20 protein-coding genes are annotated in these 20576 nt (G+C 49.2%); 1 reads left to right on the top strand and 19 read right to left on the bottom strand.

Features of this window, described 5'->3' with window-relative positions; genetic code table 11:
* Nucleotides 1-220: 220 nt before the first annotated feature.
* From A7975_RS19320 to A7975_RS19285, 8 genes are all read right to left on the bottom strand, one after another.
* Nucleotides 221-481, bottom strand: a complete 261-nt coding sequence (locus A7975_RS19320; protein ID WP_053374872.1) for a metal-sensitive transcriptional regulator — start codon at nt 479-481, stop codon at nt 221-223.
* A gap of 212 nt (nt 482-693) precedes the next feature.
* Nucleotides 694-918: a sulfurtransferase TusA family protein gene (locus tag A7975_RS19315; protein WP_053374871.1), complete on the bottom strand. Its 225-nt coding sequence runs from the start codon at nt 916-918 to the stop codon at nt 694-696.
* A 37-nt stretch (nt 919-955) separates the two neighbouring features.
* Complete coding sequence (locus A7975_RS19310) at nt 956-1528, bottom strand: sulfurtransferase TusA family protein (protein ID WP_065386161.1); 573 nt, start codon at nt 1526-1528, stop codon at nt 956-958.
* Nucleotides 1529-1549: 21 nt separating this feature from the next.
* Entirely contained in the window at nt 1550-2332 is a 783-nt protein-coding gene (locus tag A7975_RS19305) for a sulfite exporter TauE/SafE family protein (RefSeq protein WP_176707765.1), read from the bottom strand.
* A gap of 74 nt (nt 2333-2406) precedes the next feature.
* Nucleotides 2407-2889 carry a DsrE/DsrF/DrsH-like family protein gene (locus A7975_RS19300; RefSeq protein ID WP_065386160.1) on the bottom strand — a complete coding sequence of 161 codons (483 nt, stop codon included), beginning with the start codon at nt 2887-2889 and terminating at the stop codon, nt 2407-2409.
* A gap of 32 nt (nt 2890-2921) precedes the next feature.
* Nucleotides 2922-4073 carry an MBL fold metallo-hydrolase gene (locus A7975_RS19295; protein WP_065386159.1) on the bottom strand — a complete coding sequence of 384 codons (1152 nt, stop codon included), beginning with the start codon at nt 4071-4073 and terminating at the stop codon, nt 2922-2924.
* 175 nt (nt 4074-4248) lie between these two features.
* Nucleotides 4249-5502 (bottom strand): MFS transporter, encoded by a 1254-nt coding sequence (locus A7975_RS19290; protein ID WP_053377686.1) that lies wholly within the window; start codon nt 5500-5502, stop codon nt 4249-4251.
* A gap of 361 nt (nt 5503-5863) precedes the next feature.
* Nucleotides 5864-8206, bottom strand: a complete 2343-nt coding sequence (locus A7975_RS19285) for a glycosyl hydrolase family 18 protein (RefSeq protein ID WP_065386158.1) — start codon at nt 8204-8206, stop codon at nt 5864-5866.
* Nucleotides 8207-8926: 720 nt separating this feature from the next.
* Between A7975_RS19285 and A7975_RS19280 the strand changes: the two genes are divergently transcribed.
* Nucleotides 8927-9541 (top strand): 3'-5' exonuclease, encoded by a 615-nt coding sequence (locus A7975_RS19280; RefSeq protein WP_053374866.1) that lies wholly within the window; start codon nt 8927-8929, stop codon nt 9539-9541.
* Here the strand turns inward: A7975_RS19280 and melA are convergent.
* From melA to ureG, 11 genes are all read right to left on the bottom strand, one after another.
* On the bottom strand, nt 9538-11034 hold the full coding sequence (gene melA / locus A7975_RS19275; protein ID WP_065386157.1) for an alpha-glucosidase/alpha-galactosidase: 1497 nt from the start codon (nt 11032-11034) through the stop codon (nt 9538-9540). The two genes, A7975_RS19280 and melA, sit on opposite strands and share 4 nt — an antisense overlap.
* 129 nt (nt 11035-11163) lie before the next feature.
* Nucleotides 11164-12078, bottom strand: a complete 915-nt coding sequence (locus A7975_RS19270) for an AraC family transcriptional regulator (RefSeq protein WP_065386156.1) — start codon at nt 12076-12078, stop codon at nt 11164-11166.
* 34 nt (nt 12079-12112) lie between these two features.
* Nucleotides 12113-12835, bottom strand: a complete 723-nt coding sequence (locus tag A7975_RS19265) for a nucleoside phosphorylase (protein WP_065386155.1) — start codon at nt 12833-12835, stop codon at nt 12113-12115.
* A gap of 4 nt (nt 12836-12839) precedes the next feature.
* Nucleotides 12840-13514, bottom strand: a complete 675-nt coding sequence (locus A7975_RS19260; protein WP_053374862.1) for a sulfite oxidase-like oxidoreductase — start codon at nt 13512-13514, stop codon at nt 12840-12842.
* A gap of 28 nt (nt 13515-13542) precedes the next feature.
* A complete protein-coding gene (locus A7975_RS19255; RefSeq protein ID WP_065386154.1) occupies nt 13543-14466 on the bottom strand; it encodes an ABC transporter permease in 924 nt (307 codons plus the stop codon).
* A gap of 1 nt (nt 14467) precedes the next feature.
* Nucleotides 14468-15517, bottom strand: a complete 1050-nt coding sequence (locus tag A7975_RS19250; protein ID WP_053374860.1) for an ABC transporter permease — start codon at nt 15515-15517, stop codon at nt 14468-14470.
* Nucleotides 15510-17009, bottom strand: a complete 1500-nt coding sequence (locus tag A7975_RS19245; protein WP_053374859.1) for an ABC transporter ATP-binding protein — start codon at nt 17007-17009, stop codon at nt 15510-15512. Before A7975_RS19245 ends, A7975_RS19250 begins: the two co-directional genes overlap by 8 nt.
* Before the next feature lie 116 nt (nt 17010-17125).
* Nucleotides 17126-18181: a BMP family lipoprotein gene (locus A7975_RS19240; RefSeq protein WP_053374858.1), complete on the bottom strand. Its 1056-nt coding sequence runs from the start codon at nt 18179-18181 to the stop codon at nt 17126-17128.
* A gap of 144 nt (nt 18182-18325) precedes the next feature.
* Nucleotides 18326-18829, bottom strand: coding sequence for a MarR family winged helix-turn-helix transcriptional regulator (locus A7975_RS19235; protein ID WP_197286075.1), 504 nt, complete (start codon nt 18827-18829; stop codon nt 18326-18328).
* A gap of 136 nt (nt 18830-18965) precedes the next feature.
* On the bottom strand, nt 18966-19793 hold the full coding sequence (locus A7975_RS19230) for an urease accessory protein UreD (RefSeq protein WP_065386400.1): 828 nt from the start codon (nt 19791-19793) through the stop codon (nt 18966-18968).
* A 53-nt stretch (nt 19794-19846) separates the two neighbouring features.
* Nucleotides 19847-20575: an urease accessory protein UreG gene (ureG, locus tag A7975_RS19225; protein ID WP_053374856.1), complete on the bottom strand. Its 729-nt coding sequence runs from the start codon at nt 20573-20575 to the stop codon at nt 19847-19849.
* Nucleotide 20576: the final 1 nt, after the last annotated feature.

The following is a 20576-nucleotide window of genomic DNA, read 5'->3' as shown; positions in this document are numbered from 1 at the left end:
ACTCCCCCTTTGCTGCACGCGATCTGCTGCGCCATTTCATCCATTCAGAATAACAGATTCAGAGACTAATATCCTTTTCATTTTTTCAGTATTTTTATTTAAATATTCTCTGGTTGCAAATATAGAGCACTTGATACAGTCACAAAAAAAGCCTATCAGCCCGTTAAGGCAGAATCGGCTTAATTAAGCGATACTAACGTTTAATTCCAAACCCCATATATTAACGGCTTTTCACGAGCAGCTCCATCGCTTCCTTAACAACCGTCCCGGTGTCTTTGCCTGCCGCTATTTCCTCAAGAATACATTTCTCCAAGTTTACCGCTACGATATAAGCAATCGCTTTATCTGCTGCGCTTCGAATGGCGGACAGTTGACTCACCACATCCTTGCAGTGCTTCTCCTCTTCCATCATGTTCAGAACGCCTCGTGCTTGTCCTTCGATCCTTTTCAGCCGTTTCTTCACATCATCATCATATATCATCCTTACACGCTTCCTTTCCATTTCATTATGGTTTCATCGCTTGATTTCCACGTGTAGGCCTTAAACCTATATCCAATCAGGCCGTTACCAAATGCTATTGTCTTAAATTATATACCTTGTTACAAATAGAGACAATGCAATCTCCCCTTCAAGATCAGAAGAAGCTATCACGCGTTGTGATAGCTCCCCCCCCATCGGCTTTGCAGCCGCAATCAACCTTTCTTTATAAAAAAGGTAAATACGCCATTTTCCGATTTCGTTTCAAGCAGCTCATTTTTCGTTTTGTTCACCCATGCCTCAAAATCGTTAAGCGCACCTTTATCCGTTGCTTGAAGCTCCATAATCTGCCCCGTCTGCAGCGAGTCCATTCCTTTTTTAGCTTTAACAATCGGCATCGGACAAGCTAGTCCTTTTGCGTCTATAAGAAGATCTGCCATTTCATTATTCCTCCTCAGATGGTGTTACAATTAGTGGTCAACCCTTTTCAGTCATGCCCTGCCACTCTGACATGCCCGGCTTCATATTTTTCACATGACCAAATCCTTTTTCCAAAAGCAGCTGGCATGCGATGTCGCTTCGGACACCCGAACGGCATACGACTATATATTGCTGATCCTGCGAGAGCTCGCCAAGCCGCTCTTCCAGCTCGCCAAGCGGTATCGACCGGGCGCCAGGCAGATGTCCAAAAGCATATTCCGCCGGCTCGCGAACATCCACGATGCTCATTTTCTCCCCAGCCTCCAGCCGCTCTTGAATGTCCTCATTATTAATAATATAGGGATATTGAAGATCAACCAGGCGATCCGCTTCCTCCGCCTTACGAATAAAATGATGGTATACGCCATTCGCTTCCTTCAAGCCCACATACTGATGGCCGATCCGTTTTGCCCACCCTTGGAGATCAGCAACGGAACCTCTATCCGTAGCCGTCACTTCCAGAACCTCCCCACCGTTCATCTCGTCCATTATCTTTTTGGTCTTGACGACCGGCAGCGGACACGCGAGTCCAACGCACTCCAAGATCCGATCAACTTTTATTGCTGACATATGATACTTTGCCTCCTTTAATCATTTCATTAAAATATCAAGCCAAATTTTGACGACAGTCGCGACGATAAGCGCAGCCAGAATCCACTGAAGCAGCTTGGCATTTAGTTTTTTGCTTATTTTGGCCCCAATTGGAGCCGCAATGACACTGGCAACAACCATTACAATCGAAGGCACAAGCAGCATATGCCCTCCCATCACCTTCCCCGCTGTCGAGCCAATGGAGGAAATAAACGTGATGGCTAATGATGAAGCAATCGCAATTCGTGTCGGTATTTTTAAAATAACGAGCATAACGGGAACGGTTATGAATGCGCCCGCTGCTCCAACGATACCTGATACTATTCCAATGATAGCTGCAAGTATCGCTGCTAGCGGCTTGTTAAATGTGAGCTTTGCATATTCCATAGCCTCTTCGCCTTTTTTCGGAAGAAACATCATAATCGCTGCGATGAGCGCTAGAACGGCATAGGTCACATTGATAAACGAGTCCTCCAAAAATTGAGAGCCGTACCCACCGATAAAGCTGCCAATTACAACGCTTGAGCCCATAATCACGACTAGAGATTTATTAATAAAACCGCCTTTTCGAAAAGCCAGCATGCCTGAGAGCGTGGCAAAAAAAACTTGAACCGCACTTATTGCCGATACCTCTTGTGCGCTGAATGAAGCAAAGCCAAGCGCAGGAGGAATATAGAGCAGCATAGGATATTTGATAATGGAGCCTCCAATGCCAACCATCCCGGACACTAGTGATCCGACAAACCCAATCGCGAGCAGCAGCATCATCCATCCATAATCCATAACAATCTCCTTATACATATACCCGTAATGGTATATAAAATGGCTAAAAAAAACAACTATTAGCTGTTAATTCATTAAATAAACAAGTTAACCCTTGCATCTGCTGCGTCTCCTAAATAAGCGGATACGCCCGCATATTCAATGCCGTCGAGCAGTTCTCCCTCTTGCAGGCCCAACAAATCCATCGTCATCGTACAAGCGACTAATTTCACGCCTTGCTCACGCGCGAGCTCGATTAACTGCGGCAGAGAGAGCGCATTATGCTTTTTCATTACATGCTTGATCATTTTAGGCCCCATGCCGCCAAAGTTCATCCTTGAAAGACCAAGCTTGTCTGCTCCGCGCGGCATCATCCATCCAAACATTTTTTCTAATAACCCTTTTTCACTAGCAGCGACATGATCTTTGCGCAGCGTATTTAGCCCCCAGAAAGTAAAGAAGATCGTTACCTCATGGTCATAGGCAGCTGCCCCATTGGCAATAATAAATGCAGCGATCGCCTTATCCAAATCACCGCTAAATAACACAATCGTTGATTTTTCCTTTGTGCTGCTCATCAACATGAACCTCCTGAAATGGATCTTTCTATTTATTTATCGTGAATCGCGCAGCGATTAGGCCCAAGCTCCATCTCGCGCTGCTCTTCATCGGGCGGTGACATTTTCCCCATATTAATTTGTCTGATCGCTTCGTATGCATGGGGCTGAGGCGGCAAGTTTTCCGTGACTGCTGCTCTAAACTCAGCTTCGTCTTGCATGTTTAATCCCGGATTCATCCGGTATAAATCACCGAGGCGCGCTGATACTTTGCCTCCTTCACCAAGCTCGGCAGCTTGTCCAAAATGCGCAGGCAATACAACCAAATCCTCTGATATTAATTTATAGCGTTTGTATAAAGTGTTTCGAAGATCGTCTACCCAATCCTCCGCTTTGCCAGCCAAATCAGGACGGCCAATCGATTGGACAAATAAGCTGTCACCCGAGAGCAGATACTTACCGTCAACGATTAACGATGTGCTGCCAATCGTATGGCCTGGCGCATAAACCGGCTGAATGCTGATCGTTGACTTTCCAACGGTAATTGCAGAGCTTTCTCCAAGCTTGCGGTAGGAAAATACGACCTCACCCGCATCTTTTGGCGGCAGCCAGTAGGAACCACCCGTTGTTTCAGCTAATTTGCGTCCGCCAGAAATATGGTCTGCATGAAGATGGGTATCGATTGTATGGGTAATCTTCACACCCAGATTATCGGCGAAGCCCGTAAACACATCCGTCATGCGAACGGCATCAACAACTGCCGCCTCGCCGCCAGAGATAATCATATAGGAGAGACATCCTTTTCCCACCCGAACAAATTGGTAGATGGCGCCTCCATCGTTCAAGTCGCCTACCTTAACCGGCTCCAAATGCTCGCTCCAAGCTTTCATCCCGCCCATTAGATACGATACATCCATAATCCCATGCTCCATTAACTGTTCCGCCACATATTTTGAAGAGCCTTCTCTGGCGCAGACGACCAGCACCGCTTGATGCTCCGGTATTTGATCCCATACCTGTTCTGCACCTTCTAGAAACTCAAAATAAGGAATGTTTATCGTTTGAACATGCTCGCCTTCTATTCTCCAATTGCTATACTCTTCTTCATTGCGAACATCCAAAATAAATAATGGGTCCTTGCCAAATACTATCTTAGCTAGCGCCTCTGCTGTCATTCCCGTTAATTCAGAGTGATTTGCCGTCATGTTATGCTCCCTTCGTTGTTTATACATATACCCGTATGGGTATGTAAAGACTATAAGGGATTTCATATTTCTCGTCAATCCCAAATAATTGTAAATAAAAAAACTGCCCGCAGATCCGTTAAGACCCGGCCGGACAGTCTCTCCTAAGATTAGTTGACAACTAAGCTCGTCATGATTACGGCTCGGCATGCTGCTTTTCTTTAATCAACATGACCGAAATGTATTGAAGCACTGCTGTTGTAAACAGCACGACCGGCATCCATATGGAAGCCAAATCCGAAGCTAGCAATATAAGGACGCTTATTGAGATTACCCTCCCTACATTCAAGAACAGCTCCCTCATCACAACGGATTCAACGCGCAGCTGCCCTTTGAGCGGAAGCGTCCCGATGAGACGGTAGTAATAAGACGTAAGCGTATTGACTGCAAGCGGATTACAGATCGAGAATAAAATCATAAATACGGCGACGGACCAAAAAGCAACCTGGAAGAGCAGCAGCGCGGAGCCAATCGCAACACCGGTCGTAGACAGCAGAACGTATTTGCGCACTTGCTCCTTCTGCGCTTTTCTGGAAATGACATAACCGGTTGCCACGGTCAGCGATGAGAAGAAAACACCCATATAGCCTACCCAGTCCTCGCGCCCTACCGTTTGATACAGCATGATATTGGGCAGAAACAGCATAATGCCTTGGAATAAGCCGAGCACAAAAAAGCTGTACAATGCTTTTAACCAGCGCCTATTTTTGTTCATTACAAGTCCCATAAACTTTAAATAATAAGCTTTATGATGGGACTTTACCATCGGAATGCGGAAGCTGACGAACGCAGCGATAAGGAACATAATAAATGCGAGCGTGAAAATAATAACATAGCCCTGCAGCCCTTCGCTTCGCTGGATGATGTAGCCTGCAAGCGCAGGCCCGGCAAGCCCCGATGCATTAAAAAAAATCATATTGATCGCAAGAAACCGAATCCGGTTCGCTTCCGTCGAAACATCATATTGTATGACTAAGTATCCGGTCCAATATAGCCCGGCGGCAACGCCGTTAAAAATGGCAAACCATATGTAATATTGTGCGACATGCTCCTGTGCAATAACGACCATCAAATAAAAAATGGCGATCATGACGATGCCCAGCCGGTACGTCACCATTCGGTCGCTTCGTTTTGCAATCCAGCCTCCAAGCGCAAAGGCGGGCGGTGTCAGGATGAACACAACGATGTTATAAATCCCGTTTACCGTTAAATCCTGTGTCAGCCGCCATAAGTATAAATTGAGAAATAAACCAGACATCGATGCACCGAACTGAAAACAGCAATGAATAATTAAAGCAGTTACAGCGTCCTTTCCGAGCCTGCTTTCTGGCGGAATCTGCGTACCTTTGAATAGATTCAATCTAGTCCAAAATCTGGTCTCCGTCTGCATTTGCTGCATCCCCCGTTGCTTCTCAACTGAAAAACGCTTTCTTTTTATTTAGTTTATCACATGGCAATCCCCTACCCTCGGCTTAAGAAAGCGCTCTCTCCCTCAAAATAGCCGCTATCCTTCCATATAGGGCAATCAAGTAACCGTATTCACTGATTATGTCCTTTGTTCGCATGATTAGACTTGCCGACCCGACTTGAAAATACTCAAACATCAATGATTCTAGCAAAAAACGCCTCCAAGCCCACTGACAACGTGGTTTTGGAAGCGTTTATGTCCTTCATTCGAGAATCTCCTATTTACTATAACGCATGAGTGAGCACTATCTCCTTCCCCGTTGCCCAGCTTCTAATCGAATCAACTAGGCCTGCGCTTGCCATAGTGCCAGCACATTTGCTGGTTCCCAGCCAACTATCGCTGAATGGGGCTGCAAGCATTTATAAGTCACGCCGCCATAGCTAACCAAGTCTCCGGCATGATAGGAAACGCCCGCGCTCCAAGCTGCTGCGCCCGTGCCGTTACCGCCTCCGCCGCTTGCAGCCAGTGTTACCGAAACCTGCGAGCTCGCTGCCGAACGGTTGCCGGCTGCATCCTTTGCTTTTACGGTAAAGTGATAAGTCGTTCCTGCCGATAAGCCGCTAACTACAATAGATGCTGTTGCAGATTGCGCGATTAGCGTCGATCCATTAAATACTTCATAACCCGTCACCCCGGTATTATCTGAAGACGCGCTCCAGCTTAACGATACGCTCGAAGTCGTTTGTCCCGCCACGGTTAATCCAGCAGGCGTGCTTGGCGCTGCCGTATCAACGGGCACAGGCGTGGTCGTTCCGCCACCGCCGCTGCCGCAAGGCCCGATTACTTTCCAAACGCCCCATGCGCCGGATTGATCAGGCCGATCGCCTTGCGTCCACCATTTTGCCTCGTATACGGTTCCGTTATATTTCACCTGCTGGCCGCCGCTATAAGCGGTTGCTGACGCCCACTCTGCAGCCGGGCATGTACCCGTTGGCGCTGCAGCTGTCGTTACAGAAACTGCCGCGCTTGCTGCCGACAAATTGCCTGCCGCATCCTTTGCTTTGACAGTAAACGAATATGCCGTTTCAGCAGTTAACCCGCTAATCGTTGCAGATGTACCCGTCACGGTTGCTGCGAGTGCTGCAGCGTTATAAACCTGATAACCGGTCACGCCTTTATTGTCTGTAGACGCCGACCAGCTGAGGGTAACGCTTGAAGAGGTCTTTGCGGTTGAAGTCAAATTAGCTGGAGTGGAAGGAGCTGTCGTGTCCGCAGGATCAGTTGGATTTCCGCCGCCAGGCGTTCCTCCGTTATTTAAATCTCCTGCAAGCTTATCTAGCAGCTTATTGCCGCTGCAGCTATAGTTGCCGCTAACTCTGCAATCCGAGGAAAGCTCCCAGAACATGCCGCCAGCTAATCCTTTTGTTTTCAAATAATCGATTTTGTAGCCGAACGATTCATAGTCATCATAGCTGATAAAAACTTTGGAGGCAGCATTGTATAAGTATGGCACCTTCGCAACATCGTTCCAATAACGAACAAATCCGTTTTTGTTAATATATTTGGCAGCCAAATCGCCGTAGTCGAATACGCCGGCTTCCCATGTTCCCGCAGGTGGCGTGCTTGCGCAAGTTTGATATTGCCCGTCTCCGTTAGGTCCAGCTGCGCAGCCGCTCCAGCCGCGTCCGTAGAACGGAACGCCTAGCACGAGCTTATTGGCTGGGACGCCCGCATCAAGATGGCCTTGCACACCTTTTGCAACATTAAAAGTGTCCGCGTTCGGTATGCCTGCTTGCACAGCTGCGGAATCGGTATATAACGGTGCGTTATGCGCGCTCTTTGTGCTCCAACCGCCGTTGAAATCATAAGTCATGATGTTGATCCAATCAACCGTAGCCGCAATTTGTGCCAGCTCCGTATTGTTTACGTACGAAGGCGATGCGCCCGAAGCGATCGTAAGCTCATACGTCTTGCCGTCTACGATTTCAGCCGCATCCAGCTCCTTGCGTACCTCCTGCAGGAGCAGCGTATAGTTATGCTTATCTTCCGGCCTTGCGCTATTGCCGGCCAAACCTCCGTTTACCGGATACTCCCAGTCAAGATCAACGCCGTCAAATTGATAATGGCGAATAAAGTCGACAGCGGACTTAGCGAAGACGGAACGTGTAGCGGAGCTTGCGGCAACATCCGAGAAACGATTCGACCATGACCAGCCGCCGATCGAAATAATCGTTCTTAGATGCGGGTTCGCTTGCTTCAGCTTAATGAGCTGGCCAATATTTCCTTTTAGCGGCTTATCCCATGCATCTCCCGCATAAGCCTTTTGGGCGTCAATCCATGGATCTCCCAGTACTATTGTTCCGTTCGGAACAGTAATCGCTCCCGCTTCATTTTGGCATGACCAAGTCGCAGGATTAGGGCCTGTTGGATCAGGATTTCCGTGAGAGCCATTCCAGCAAATGTCCGCAAATGCATAATTGATATGAGTCAATTTAGAAGCATCGATATCCGTTACGTTATAACCGCGCCCATAAGCGCCCCATGCCGGAAAATACCCGATTACTTTATACGAATTATTCGCAGCTGCGGCCTGAGTAGACGCAGCAGGCACAAATAAACCAACCGCTGACAAGAGCATTGCCGCCAGCATCACAAGCGTGGAAGCTTTCTTCATCCTCTTCTTCATTCATCAATCTCTCCTCTCAAATTTAAAAATGTTCCGTTTCCATCGTTTATGGCTGCTTCCTCTTACAAAAACAAAGCTGTGAAGAGCAAATCACCTCCCGGGGACAACACAAAAATGTATGCGCTTTCTAAAATGGCTACAATGAATATTGTGAGGGTGAATCACGCTGTTGAATAGGGATATTTTTTGACACTTTGGGGGTAAGTTTATGTTAAATTTTATAAATTAAATGTTCAAAACCGCATATAAATACTTATTTCTGTATATGTTTACAAGTAAAAATAATAAGTTATAATGATTCTTAATAAGAAACTGGATAAACATGGTCTTGTAGAATCATCATCAAACATTGCTATCGGTCCTTTTAACTATCTTTTCACCACGAATGACCTACCCCTTCTTGCCTAACCGCGAATAACCACCTCCCCTCTAATCACAAAATACAACCATTACGTTGAAAGGGGGAACCGATATGGCGAAGCAGCAAGGACACGCAACCAAAAATACAACGACAAAAACTTCCGACAAAAAAGGCAACGCGTCCGGCAATAACCACTAACCCCTAAACAGAATCTAACAAAGCAAAAACGACCCATTGCCGGCTTGCTAAGCTCCGGCAATGGGTCGTTTCATGTTCGCAATAGAAGGTTTTTTATGTTTTTTGTCGAATTATTTCAGAAGCGATTGCAACTTATAACTAGAAAAAGTGGTGAACCAACTATGACTAATCATTCTTATACCGTCATCGATTTTGAAACGAGCGGACTTGATCCGAAGAAGGATCGGGTTATTGAAATGGCGGCGATTCGCTGCGTCAATGGTGAAATCGCCAGCGAATTCAGCACGCTCGTCCGTTATGATGGCAAGCTTTCGGCAAAAATAACGGAGCTGACCGGCATTACCGATGAGATGACCGCTACCGGCATGGACGAGGATACCGCATTCCGGATTTTAAACCGCATGCTCGGCGACAACGTATTGATCGCTCACAACGCTGCTTTCGATCTTGGCTTCCTGCACCATTCCTTGCTAAGAATCGCCGGCAGATCCTTTACGAACAGCTTTATCGATACGCTGACGATCAGCCGCGCCAGACATGTCTATCCGCATACGCTCAAAGACATGTCCGATCGTTACGGCATCCCACTAATTGGCGGCCATCGCGCGCTCAACGACGTTATCGCCTGCTGGGAAATTTTCAAAAAAATGAATGACGAACAATCCGTTGAAGACTATATGAATACGCTGGGTTATCTCAAAAAGTTCGGCCCTCCGGCTTGGAGTCCGTCTGGGGCGATTCTCGAGCCCATCGAGCTCAAATATGCCCCTCGTTAGACGCGTTCCTTCCCTTTATCCGATTCGCCTGCATTTTTATTCGCGGCATCCCGGTCCTGCTGCATTTCCTCAACCGTCTTCACCTTGAGACGGGCTGCTCCTTCATAATCGCGTGTAGGAATCAGCGGGCCTTCCGTCAGGCGCTTCTTGGCTGCGGCGATTGATTCCGTATATTGCGGCAGCCACTGCTCCTGCGCCACGAGCATTTCATCTACCATCTGCCATATTTCATTCGGATTGCAAACGGCGCCAACTAGCGGGTCCATCATAAATGCCTGCCGCAAAAGCTTGTCGTCGCCATGAATCGCTGCCTCAACGGCTAGGCGCTGCACCGATATGCTTACATTGCAGACGGCTGCGGCGCCAAGCGGCAGCTCGCCAACCGTTGGCATCGAAACGCCATTGCGATCAACGTAACCCGGTGCCTCGATAATCGCGTCATTTGGCAGATTGGCGATAACCCCTTTATTTTCCACGTTGAAGTGTCCGCGATACACTCTGCCCGTTTCCAGCCCTTCGATAATGTAAGAGCCATGCTCATGGCTGCGCAGCTCGCTTTTGAACTCATTTGCCGGGTCCTTCATCCAGTTTGGAAAATCAGTCTCGAACCAATTGCGCCCCTCTGTACAAACGCGCAGGTAACCACCCGTTTCTCCATTAATCCATGAGCTTAGATCGATCCAATCGTTAATTTCCTCCGGGCGCTTGCGGTACCAAGGCACATACTCGCTCAAATGGCCGTTCGATTCCGTGCTGTAATAGCCGAAGCGGCGCAGCATATCGATGCGCACCTTCTCCGTACGGCTAAAATCGGGATGCTTCTCGAATGCCTCAAGCAGCTTGCCGGTTAAATCCTCGCCATTATGCCTAATTTGGATGTACCAGGTTTGATGGTTGATGCCTGCGCAAATGATATCAACTTCCTCCTGCTTTAAGCCAAACGCCTCTGCAATTTGCCAATGGCCGCCCTGAACGCCATGGCATAAGCCAATCGTCCGCACGCCGCCGTACTTATTGCATGCCCACGTCATCATCGCCATCGGATTTGCATAGTTGAGCAAGAGCACATCCGCTGCTGCAACCTCCCTTATATCGCGGCAAATATTCATCATTTCGGCAATGCCGCGCTGTCCGTACATGATGCCGCCAGCGCTGAGCGTATCGCCTACGCACTGGTCGACGCCATATTTGAGCGGTATATCAACGTCCGTTGCGAACGCTTCAAGCCCGCCGACTCGAATGGTGCAAATAACGTACTTCGCATCCTTCAAAGCTTCGCGCCGATCGGTTGATGATTGAATCGAGATCGATAAGCCGTTCTCCTGAATATCGCGCTGGCAAAGCGCAGTTACCATCTCAAGGTTATGTGCGTTAATATCGGTAAAAGCAATTTCAATGTTGTGGAATTCCTTCACCGCGAGCAAGTCGCGAAGCAGGCCGCGCGTGAATCCAATCGAGCCCGCGCCGATAAATGTAATTTTAAAAGCAGACATGCCAAATCGCCTCCGAATATCGTTTAATAGAGTCGTTTAATCTCCTCTACATTGTAACAACGATAAAACGGAAGCGTTATCAAAATAGTGACCAACTCACTCTTTAGCTGTCAGATATCGTCACTTTTATCATTCAAACGTTAATCCCCGGCTATCCAAAATTTGCGTATCCACCGCATTCCGGTAAGCAATCGGCGTCTGGTTCGTATATTTTTTGAACATCGCATGAAAGTATTGCCGGCTCCCTACGCCCACATAATCACAAATATCTGCAATCGCCACATCCGTCTCACGCAGCAGCATTTTGGCCTTCTCCATCCGCAGCTCCGTTAAATAACCGGTTAACGTCTTGCCATAGTGCGCTCGGAATATCCGGTGCAAGTAGCCGGGATGAAGGCTGACTGCCGCTGCAATATCCTTCACCTGAATGTCTCGGTCATAGTTGTGATGCATGTATTCAATCGCTTGCTTGACATACAGCTCTACCGTATTGATCCCTTGCGCGCCAGACTCGCCATGCAAGCGCGCAATGGCCAAGATCAGCTGCGCAAACAGCAGCTCCGCCTTCAGGTTAATGCTTTTGCCGCGGCTGTCCAGCTCCAGTACCAGGCTCTTAAGCACCTGATAGACCTCGCTTGGATCGCGCAATAACAAATAAGAGGACGGCTCTGTGATCAATTCGGCCACAAATTCGTCCTCCAAAGCAAGCTGTCGCATAGAGGGGAACGCCGCTGGGCGCTCCCTAAAATCAAATTCAACGTTAAGCATCCGGCACGGTCCGCGTTCGTCAACGATAAGGCGATGCGGCACATTCGCATCAAGAATGATAAACTCGCCTTTCTTAAGCGTCATCTCGCATGCTGCGGCAGCCGAGGTCGCTTCAATCTCGATGCCGCATGACCCGGAAATGACATACATAATTTCAATCGCATCATGCGTATGAAAGGTCATGGTGTAATCTGCCCACTGTTTAAAATAATAAGCAAAAACATGCGGATGCAAATCCCCAACTAACCACTCTCGCTTGAACAGCGTTCCGCTCACGAGATGTTCCCCTCCTAGCCAGCAGCCATTTTAGTTACGCAGAAGCAAGCTTAACGACAGCGCGAAGCGCTGTTTCAATCTCCCGCTCGATTGCTTTCGCAACAACATCGGTATGCGGATCATACTCGCCCGCCAAATCCGAATCCGCGTATCCGTCCAGCGCCAAAATCGCGCCTGCACGAGCTCCGCGCAGCGACGCAACGACATACAATGCTGCGATTTCCATCTCAACAGCCAGCGCACCAGCTTGTTTATACTCGCGATGCGGGATGTCGACTACGCCTGAGAAAAAGACGTCAAGCGTTACGGTGATCCCTTTTTTCACGATGCCTTCGCTCTCAAGCGCTGATTCGTACAGCGCAGCCGTAACCTCGCTGTCCGCTACAGCAGGGAAGCCGGCAGGCACAAGCTGATGCGTAAGACCTTCCGCCCGTACAGCCGCCGTACTAACGACAAGGCTTCCCGCAGGATGGTCTGCCGAATAGGAACCGGCTGTTCCAACCCGGATGAGCGTCTTCACGCCGCCGCGAATAAGCTCCTCAAAGCAAACTGCCGCTCCCGGCGAGCCTACTCCATGGCTAACAACCGCTAGCTGTACGCCTTCATATTCACCTACGAACGTCCGATATTCACGGGCGAACGCGAGCTCTTTTACATTGGCAAGCTTCTTAGAAATCGTCTCCGCACGGCGCGGGTCGCCGCAGACAATGGCGTAATCCGGCAAATCTTCTGGATTTACTTGTAGAATAGGCAACATCGTATTAATCAAACTCCTTCTTCATCCATTCATCCTCAGGCATCGCGTTCTCCTCGCTGGTGAACCGCTGCTCTTTGAATGGATCTGCGTAGTTGTGGAAGCCATTGCGCTCCCAGAAGCCTTCTCGATCCTCTTTCATAAACTCAATGCCTGTAATCCATTTGGCGCTCTTCCAAAAATACAAATGCGGAACGAGCAGGCGCATCGGCCAGCCATGCTTATCGGTCAACGGCTCTCCGTCATAACGATGTGCCAGCAAGATGTTATCGTGCAGCAAATCCTCAAGCGGCACATTGGTGTCATAGTCCTCGTCCGCATGAATCATCACATATTTGGCATCAGGCTTCACGCCAAGCAGAGGCAAAAGGTCCTTGAACTTAATCCCTTCCCACTCGGTATCGAGCTTCGACCAGCGCGTAACGCAGTGAATGTCGCACACGGTTTTGGTTTGAGGAAGCGCGAGAAGCTCCTCGAAGCTGAATGAGCGCTCCTCGTCCACTTCGCCAAACACCCGAAGCGACCACTCGTTTATATCATAGAGAGGAACATCTCCCTCATGCAAAATCGGAAACCGTTCCGTCAACGTTTGACCAGGCGGCACACGGCTGGCAAGCTCAGGAGCAACCTCCGCCTGCCTGATCGCGGTCACTTTTTTCAGACGCTCTGCTTTTTTGTGCATGGTGCTTACCTCCGAGTTTTATATGATACTAGCGTGAGCTTTCGTTCGATTTACGAGCTTCTTGCATATAACCTTTGTCCTTAAAGAACAGCATTGCGGCAATCGTAACCATGTAAGGCAGCATCATCGTAAAATGCGTTGGCAAAGCGAATCCTTGAAGCCTGATGCTGAGCGCGTCCATAAAGCCAAACAGCAAGCTCGAAGCCGCAACGCCTATCGGATTGGACTGGCCGAGCATCGTGGCAACGAGTGCGATGAACCCTCTGCCCGAAGTCATGCCTTCCGTAAACATCGTAACATTGCCAAGCGACAGCTGTGCGCCTGCCAGTCCGCATAACACGCCGCACATGAGCACGGCGCCATACTGAATGCGGGACACCTTAATGCCAAGGCTCTTAGCCGCCGTCGGATTATCGCCGGCTGCGAGCAAACGAAAGCCTGTGACTGTTTTGAACAGGAACCACTGCAAGGCAATTACGAGCACAACGGATAGATAGACGAGCGGCGAATGGCCTGACAACACATCTCCTAGCCATGGAATATCCTTTAGCACCGGAATGTCCCATTTTGGAAGGCCTACCATATCCTTATTGTAATATGCCCCTTTTACATCAAAGATCGCACGCAGCGAGAAGGTCGTCAGTCCAAGCGCCAGGAAGTTGAGCGCTATACCAACTACGATAACATTGGCTTTAAGATGGATGCTCATATAGCCAAACAATGTTGAAAAGATAAGCGAGCATATTACCGCAAACAGTACCGCTGCAAAAACATTGCCCGTAAAGTGGTTGCCCACGATTGCCGAGAATGCGCCAATTAGCACTAAACCTTCTAAGCCTACGTTAAACAGGCCGACACGCGCGCATATAGCGCCGCCGAGCGCTGCAAGAAGAATGGGTGTAACCATACGAAGCGTCGAGGCGTATAGCGAGACATCCAATAAAAAATCCATACTATGACCTCGCCTTCTTGCGTTTAATAAACGAATAAGTGAATTTGGCCGATACGAACAAAATGAGCACGGCTTGAATGATGCTCGACACCTCAAGCGGCACATCGGTGTTGCGCTCCATGCCCATTCCGCCAGTCTGCAGCGCAGCGAGCAATATCGCCGCAAATGCTGTGCCTAGCGGGTGTGATCCGGCAAGCAGCGTCGCCATGATGCCTGACCACGCGTATCCCGGTGACGTTAATGCGCCATCCAAATAGCGGTATTGCGTGCCAAGCACCTCAACAGAGCCGGCGAGTCCCGCGAATCCACCGCTGACGAACATGCTCAGCAGCATCATTTTGCCCCGCTGCACGCCGCCGTAGCTAGCAAACAGAGGATTGCCGCCTAACATTCTAATTTCATAACCTTTGACCGTATAACGCATAAACAGAAACAGCAATATCGCTCCAACCGCGGCAATAATGAAGCCTGCGTGCAGGCTCATTCCTTTAAAGAGCTTAGGCAGCCACACGCTTTGGTCAATCATAACCGTTTGTGCCATAGCCGCAGAGCCTGTTCGATCCTTAAGTGGATACGAGACGATATAACCCGCGAATAACGTAGCAATATAATTGAGCAATAATGTCGTGATAAGTAAATTCATTCGGAATCTTGCGTCCAGCCAGCCTGCGAAGGCCGACCATATTCCCCCGGAAATAATTCCGGCTATAATGGCAGCGACAAGCTTAAACCAACCTGGCCCTGGCAAATAGATCGCCGTAACAGCTGCGCTTAGTGCCCCAAGCACCATCTGCCCTTCCGAGCCCATATTAAAAAATCCGGCACGGAAAGCAAGCGCTACGCCAAGTCCGATCAAAATAATTGGCGTAGCCCTGCTTAGCGTATTCGTAAAAAAGTAAAAGCTGCCGAAGGCGCCTTTCCACATTTCCGCATACGTCTCCATGACGGAGCCTCCGACGATTACGATGGCGATCGCTCCGGCTGCAAGGCCTACGATGACAGCAAGCAGCGGCTGCATCAGCGAACGTCCGTATTGTAACAGCTTATCCAACCGCTTTTCCTCCCGCCATTAACAAACTAATTTGCTCTTCCGTTGCCGAGTCGGCATCAAGCTCGCCTACGATCCGTCCCTCATACATGACCAAAATTCGATCCGACAGCTTTAATATTTCTGTAAGCTCCGAGGAAATGAGCAAAATGGCTCCCTTCTCGTCACGTTTCTTAAGCAGCTCGCCATGAATGATTTCCATCGCGCCAACATCGACGCCCCGCGTCGGCTCTGCTGCAATAAGAAACGGAGTCTTCTGTGCAAGCTCCCGGGCCACGATCAGCTTTTGAAGATTCCCGCCAGACAAGAATTGAGCCTTTGTAGACAGCGAGCCGGTTTTGATCCCGAACCGCGTTACCCATTCCGCAATCATATGGCGAATGCTCGTTCCATTTAAAATGCCATACTTCTGATGGCTTCCCGTATGGCCCATCAAGCCGTTCTCGGTAACTGTCGCATCCTTCGCAACGCCCCATTGATAGCGATCCTCTGGAATATGGGCAAGTCCGCGCTCGCGAATGGCCCCGACCGGCGCGCCTGTCACGTCTTGACCTAGCAGCTTGATCATTCCGTTATCCGGCTTCATTAGACCAGAAATGGCCTGAATAAGCTCCGATTGGCCATTGCCCGAAATGCCTGCGATGCCAACAATTTCGCCTTCATTGACATGAAGGCTGATGTCACTCAGAAGCGGCTTCGTCTTCGTCCCCTTCATCGACACTTCCGCTACTTCAAGGACGGGTTTTCCTCTGAACGACTCGTTTCGCGATATATGCACTAAATCCCGGCCAACCATAAGCCGCGACAAGCTTTCCACATTCGTGTCCTTGGCATCAAGCGTTCCCGTGACCTTGCCATCCCGAAGCACCGTTACACGATCCGCCACTTCCATAATTTCCTGCAGCTTATGACTGATTAATACAAAGCTCTTTCCTTGAGCAGCTAAAGCTTTAATCGCAATTAGCAGCTCTTTCACCTCGAGCGGCGTTAAAACGCCCGTCGGCTCATCCAATATAATAACTTCCGCTCCCTGATAGAGCACCTTCAATATTTCAACGCGCTGCTGCATGCCCAAAGAGCAATCCGCAACCTTTTTCCACGGATCTACAGGCATGCCGTACAGCTTGCCAAGCCTTTCCGTCTCTATGGCAGCAGCTTTCCGATCGAAGCCGACTCCCTTGGAGGGCTCACGGCCAATCACAATGTTTTCCGCGATCGTAAACGTCGGGAACAGCATGAAATGCTGGTGAACCATTCCGATCTTGTGATTGATTGCATCAGCAGGACTTACAAAGGAAACCGGCTTGCCGTTCAAACGGATCTCACCGCTTGTCGGGCTTTCCATGCCATATAAAATACGCATCAGCGTCGTTTTCCCGGCACCGTTCTCACCGACCAAGGCATGAATTTCTCCTTTTCCGAGCGAAAACGAAACGCCGCTATTTGCGGTTACACTTCCATAAGACTTGGTGATGTTATCCATCTGAAGCAACATACAAACGCCCTCTCCTTTCATTGCCGTATAAACAAAAAAAACCACTTCCTCCAAGATGGAGGAAGCTTCCAATCAACAAGCAAACCGGCTGCATGGATAGCAGCCGGCATATCAACCTATTGAGCTAGCGGGTTTACTACTACGATTTTACCAGATTTAATATCTTCAGCGATAGCTTTAACTTTATCAACATTCTCTTGGCCGATGAACGGGTTAAGCGCTGATTGGCTTTCTTTCGTTACGAATGTAAGACCTACGCCGTCTTCTTTCAAACCGTAGTCGGCAATGCCGTATGCGAAGTTGCCTTCTACGAATGATTTTACCGTTTCGTAAGCAACAGCATCTGTACCTTTTAATTGCGATAGAACGATATGCTCTGGATCTTCATCCGTACGGTCTGTATCTTGGCCGGAAGTGAAGAAGCCTTTTTCCTTCGCTGCTTCGAATACGCCGTTGTCGCCTACAGCTGCCATGCCGGCAATGAAGTCTGCGCCTTTGGATTGTTGAAGCAATGCGAGCTCTTTGCCTTTAACCGGATCTGCGAAGCTTCCTACATAGTTGATTAGGAATTGTGCGTCTGGGTTCGTGCTTTTCAAGCCTTGCTCGAAGCCCGAAGTATATTTGCTAAGCAGTGGCGCGTCCATAGCTACGACAGCACCAACGATGTTTGTTTTAGTTGCAAGACCAGCAAGTGCTCCCATCAAGTAGGAAGCTTCATGCTCGCGGAAGTTTACGCTGCGAACGTTCGGCAAATCAACAACGGTATCAATGATTGCGAATGGCTTGTCCGGATTTTCGGCAGCTACTTTTTTAAGCGCATCCTCAGCTTGGAACGTTGCTGTGATGATAAGGTCATAATCTTCAGCTACCGTAGCGCGAAGATTTTGCTCGAAAGCGGCAGGATCAGTAGATTCAATCGTTTTGACATCTGCGCCAAACTCTTCGCCAGCTCTTTTGAAGCCTTCATCCATCAATACGAAAAACTTGTTCACGCCGATTTTTTCTGGAAGCACGAGAGCGATTTTTTTCTTATCCGCTTTGTCGCCCGCTGCATTATTTGTCGCCGCGCCATTATTCGCTGCGTTTCCTGCATCGTTTTTGTTAGATCCGCAAGCTGCAACAATCGCGACCATTAGAAATAACGATACCGCTAAAGCAATTGCCTTCTTCATCAAAATCTCCCCTAAACGTTGAATGTATTATTTCCTTTTAATCCTAGTTGTTTTATCGGAATTTGTCAACCTATTTCCATTCGACAAATTTCTAGTTTATTTTACACTAGTTTTAATAGGATTAAAAATGAAATATGTAAATAGTCACGAATTCGTAACATCCGTTTCCATATTTTTGCTCATATGTTCGAAGATATATAAACCCTGCTCCATATTCGCAATCGACATCCCGTCGAACAGCCTATGCATCATCTTCATTCGAATCGTTTCGATTAGCTTGACGATTTCAAGCCCCGCCTCCGTGATATCAAGCATGACCACGCGCCGGTCCTTCTCGCCCCGCTCCCGCTTCACATAACCAAGCTCGATCAGCCGATCTGCTATTCCGGTAACGCCTCCGCTTGTAATAAGGAGCTGCTCAGCCAGTGCCGACGCCTTCTGCGCGCCTGATTGCGCTAAAATCGTAAGCATCCTTCCATGCGTCATACCTAAGCCATGTACGTTGTAGGTGTTCCATTCGGCATTAATTTGTCTCCGCACCTGACGAAAGGATTCGTCCAGACGTCTCATTAATTCCAGCCTTTCCGCACTTGAAGCTTCCAATCGATCACCAACCCATCTCATATTTCTATTTTCTCTGCTGTCCATATTATAACGTCCATTTATAAGATTAACTAATATTGTTCCAAGAAATATATTTATTTTGTGTAGGCAAGAACCTGCATAAACATAAAAAGGTCTGCCAACAGCCGTTGGCAGACCCATTTTATTTCTATTCTTTTCGTTATCCTTGCAAAAAGCGCAGCGGCGGCTTGCCCAGCAAACCTTTGCGCGCCGTCCGCCACAGCTCCTGCATCAGCTGCTGCAGCGGCCATGCCGCCGTTGATGCGGCGGATACCGCTACCCCGAACCGATGCGTCATCGACGCACCTGCAAGGATCTTGTGCCCGTCAGGCGCCGCGCAGCTATCCAGCGTCTCCTGAAGCTGCTCCAGATGCACGCTTCTTACTAGGTCTGAGAACATATAAAAGGTGGCCCAGTGGGTCATCTCATCCCAGCAGCCGGGAGCGGAAATCGTTTGCTTCGCCGGTTCGATCCGCTGCCGCTGCGAGAAAATAAGCTCCTCGCCGTAATGAACCGTCAGCGCATTGCTGTATGCGCGGTAATCGAAGCGCTCGCCGCGGAGCGTCCGTCCCGGGCACAGCACCTCGGCTTGCAGCCACGCCGAGCCTTCCTTCAAACGAACCGCCGTCTCATTCCGAAACGCCGCGTCCTTGTACAGCATGACTGGCTCCGGCATATGCTCGATAACCGCATTTTCCTCAAGGATAAACGTCTGCTGCATCGCGGAACCCCTGCTTGACGTGCTTGGGTGCACCTTCGTGTATGATTGATTCGTAATCATGGCATGGGCAGCAACCGCGGCAGTCCATTCGAGTTCATATCTGTCACCGTCCAGCAGGCCGGGCGATACGTCCATGACGATGACGCCAAGCTGACCTTCCAGCGGGAAAGCCTTCGCTATTTTAATCGGGGCGGTGTGGAACTTGTTCTCGATGAAAGTCTGCCCCCGCGAGCTAGCGAAGGAAGCGCGCAGCACGGACGTTCTCATATCCGAAGAGTTCCCTTGTTCCTTTGCCGTTAGGGCAACTTGCGTACGCTCCATTAGGATGCGGAGTGGCGGTGCTCAGCAGGAATGCTCGTGAGCTGAATCACATGCGAATGCTCTGTTCCTCTTGCGTGAGCAACCTCGTGCGTAAGCCAGCTTACGATCTCATCAACGCCGTCCCCACCGAACAGATTCGAGAAGACGAAGGGACGGTCGCCGCGCATTTTCACCGTATCCGCCTCCATCACTTCAAGGCTTGCGCCCACATAAGGAGCCAGATCGATCTTGTTGATGACGAGCAGGTCCGAGCGCATAATGCCGGGACCGCCTTTGCGCGGAATTTTTTCCCCTTGGGCTACGTCGATGATATAGATAAAACGATCAACAAGCTCCGGGCTGAATGCAGCGGCCAAGTTATCGCCGCCGCTCTCGATAAAGATCAGATCCAAATGGTCAAATCGGCGCTCCAGCTCTTCAATCGCTTCAAAATTCATCGAAGCATCCTCGCGAATCGCCGTATGCGGACAGCCGCCCGTCTCTACGCCAATAATGCGCTCCTCCGGCAGAACGCCAGTGTTAAACAATATACGGGCATCTTCCTTCGTATAAATATCGTTCGTAATAACCGCAACGCTGAATTTCGTGTGAAGCTCGCGCGTAAGCCGTTCAACAAGCGCTGTCTTGCCGGAGCCAACCGGCCCGCCAATCCCGATTCTAATTGGTCTTGAGCTGTCAATCGCTTTGCTTTCCCATTCTTGATGCGTATGTCCTTGTCCTTGGCACATT

The organism is Bacillus sp. FJAT-26390, assembly GCF_001682865.1.
GTDB lineage: Bacteria > Bacillota > Bacilli > Paenibacillales > Paenibacillaceae > Pristimantibacillus.
The sequence above is the reverse complement of the archived record's forward strand: the minus strand, read 5'-3'. Positions and strand labels throughout refer to the sequence as shown.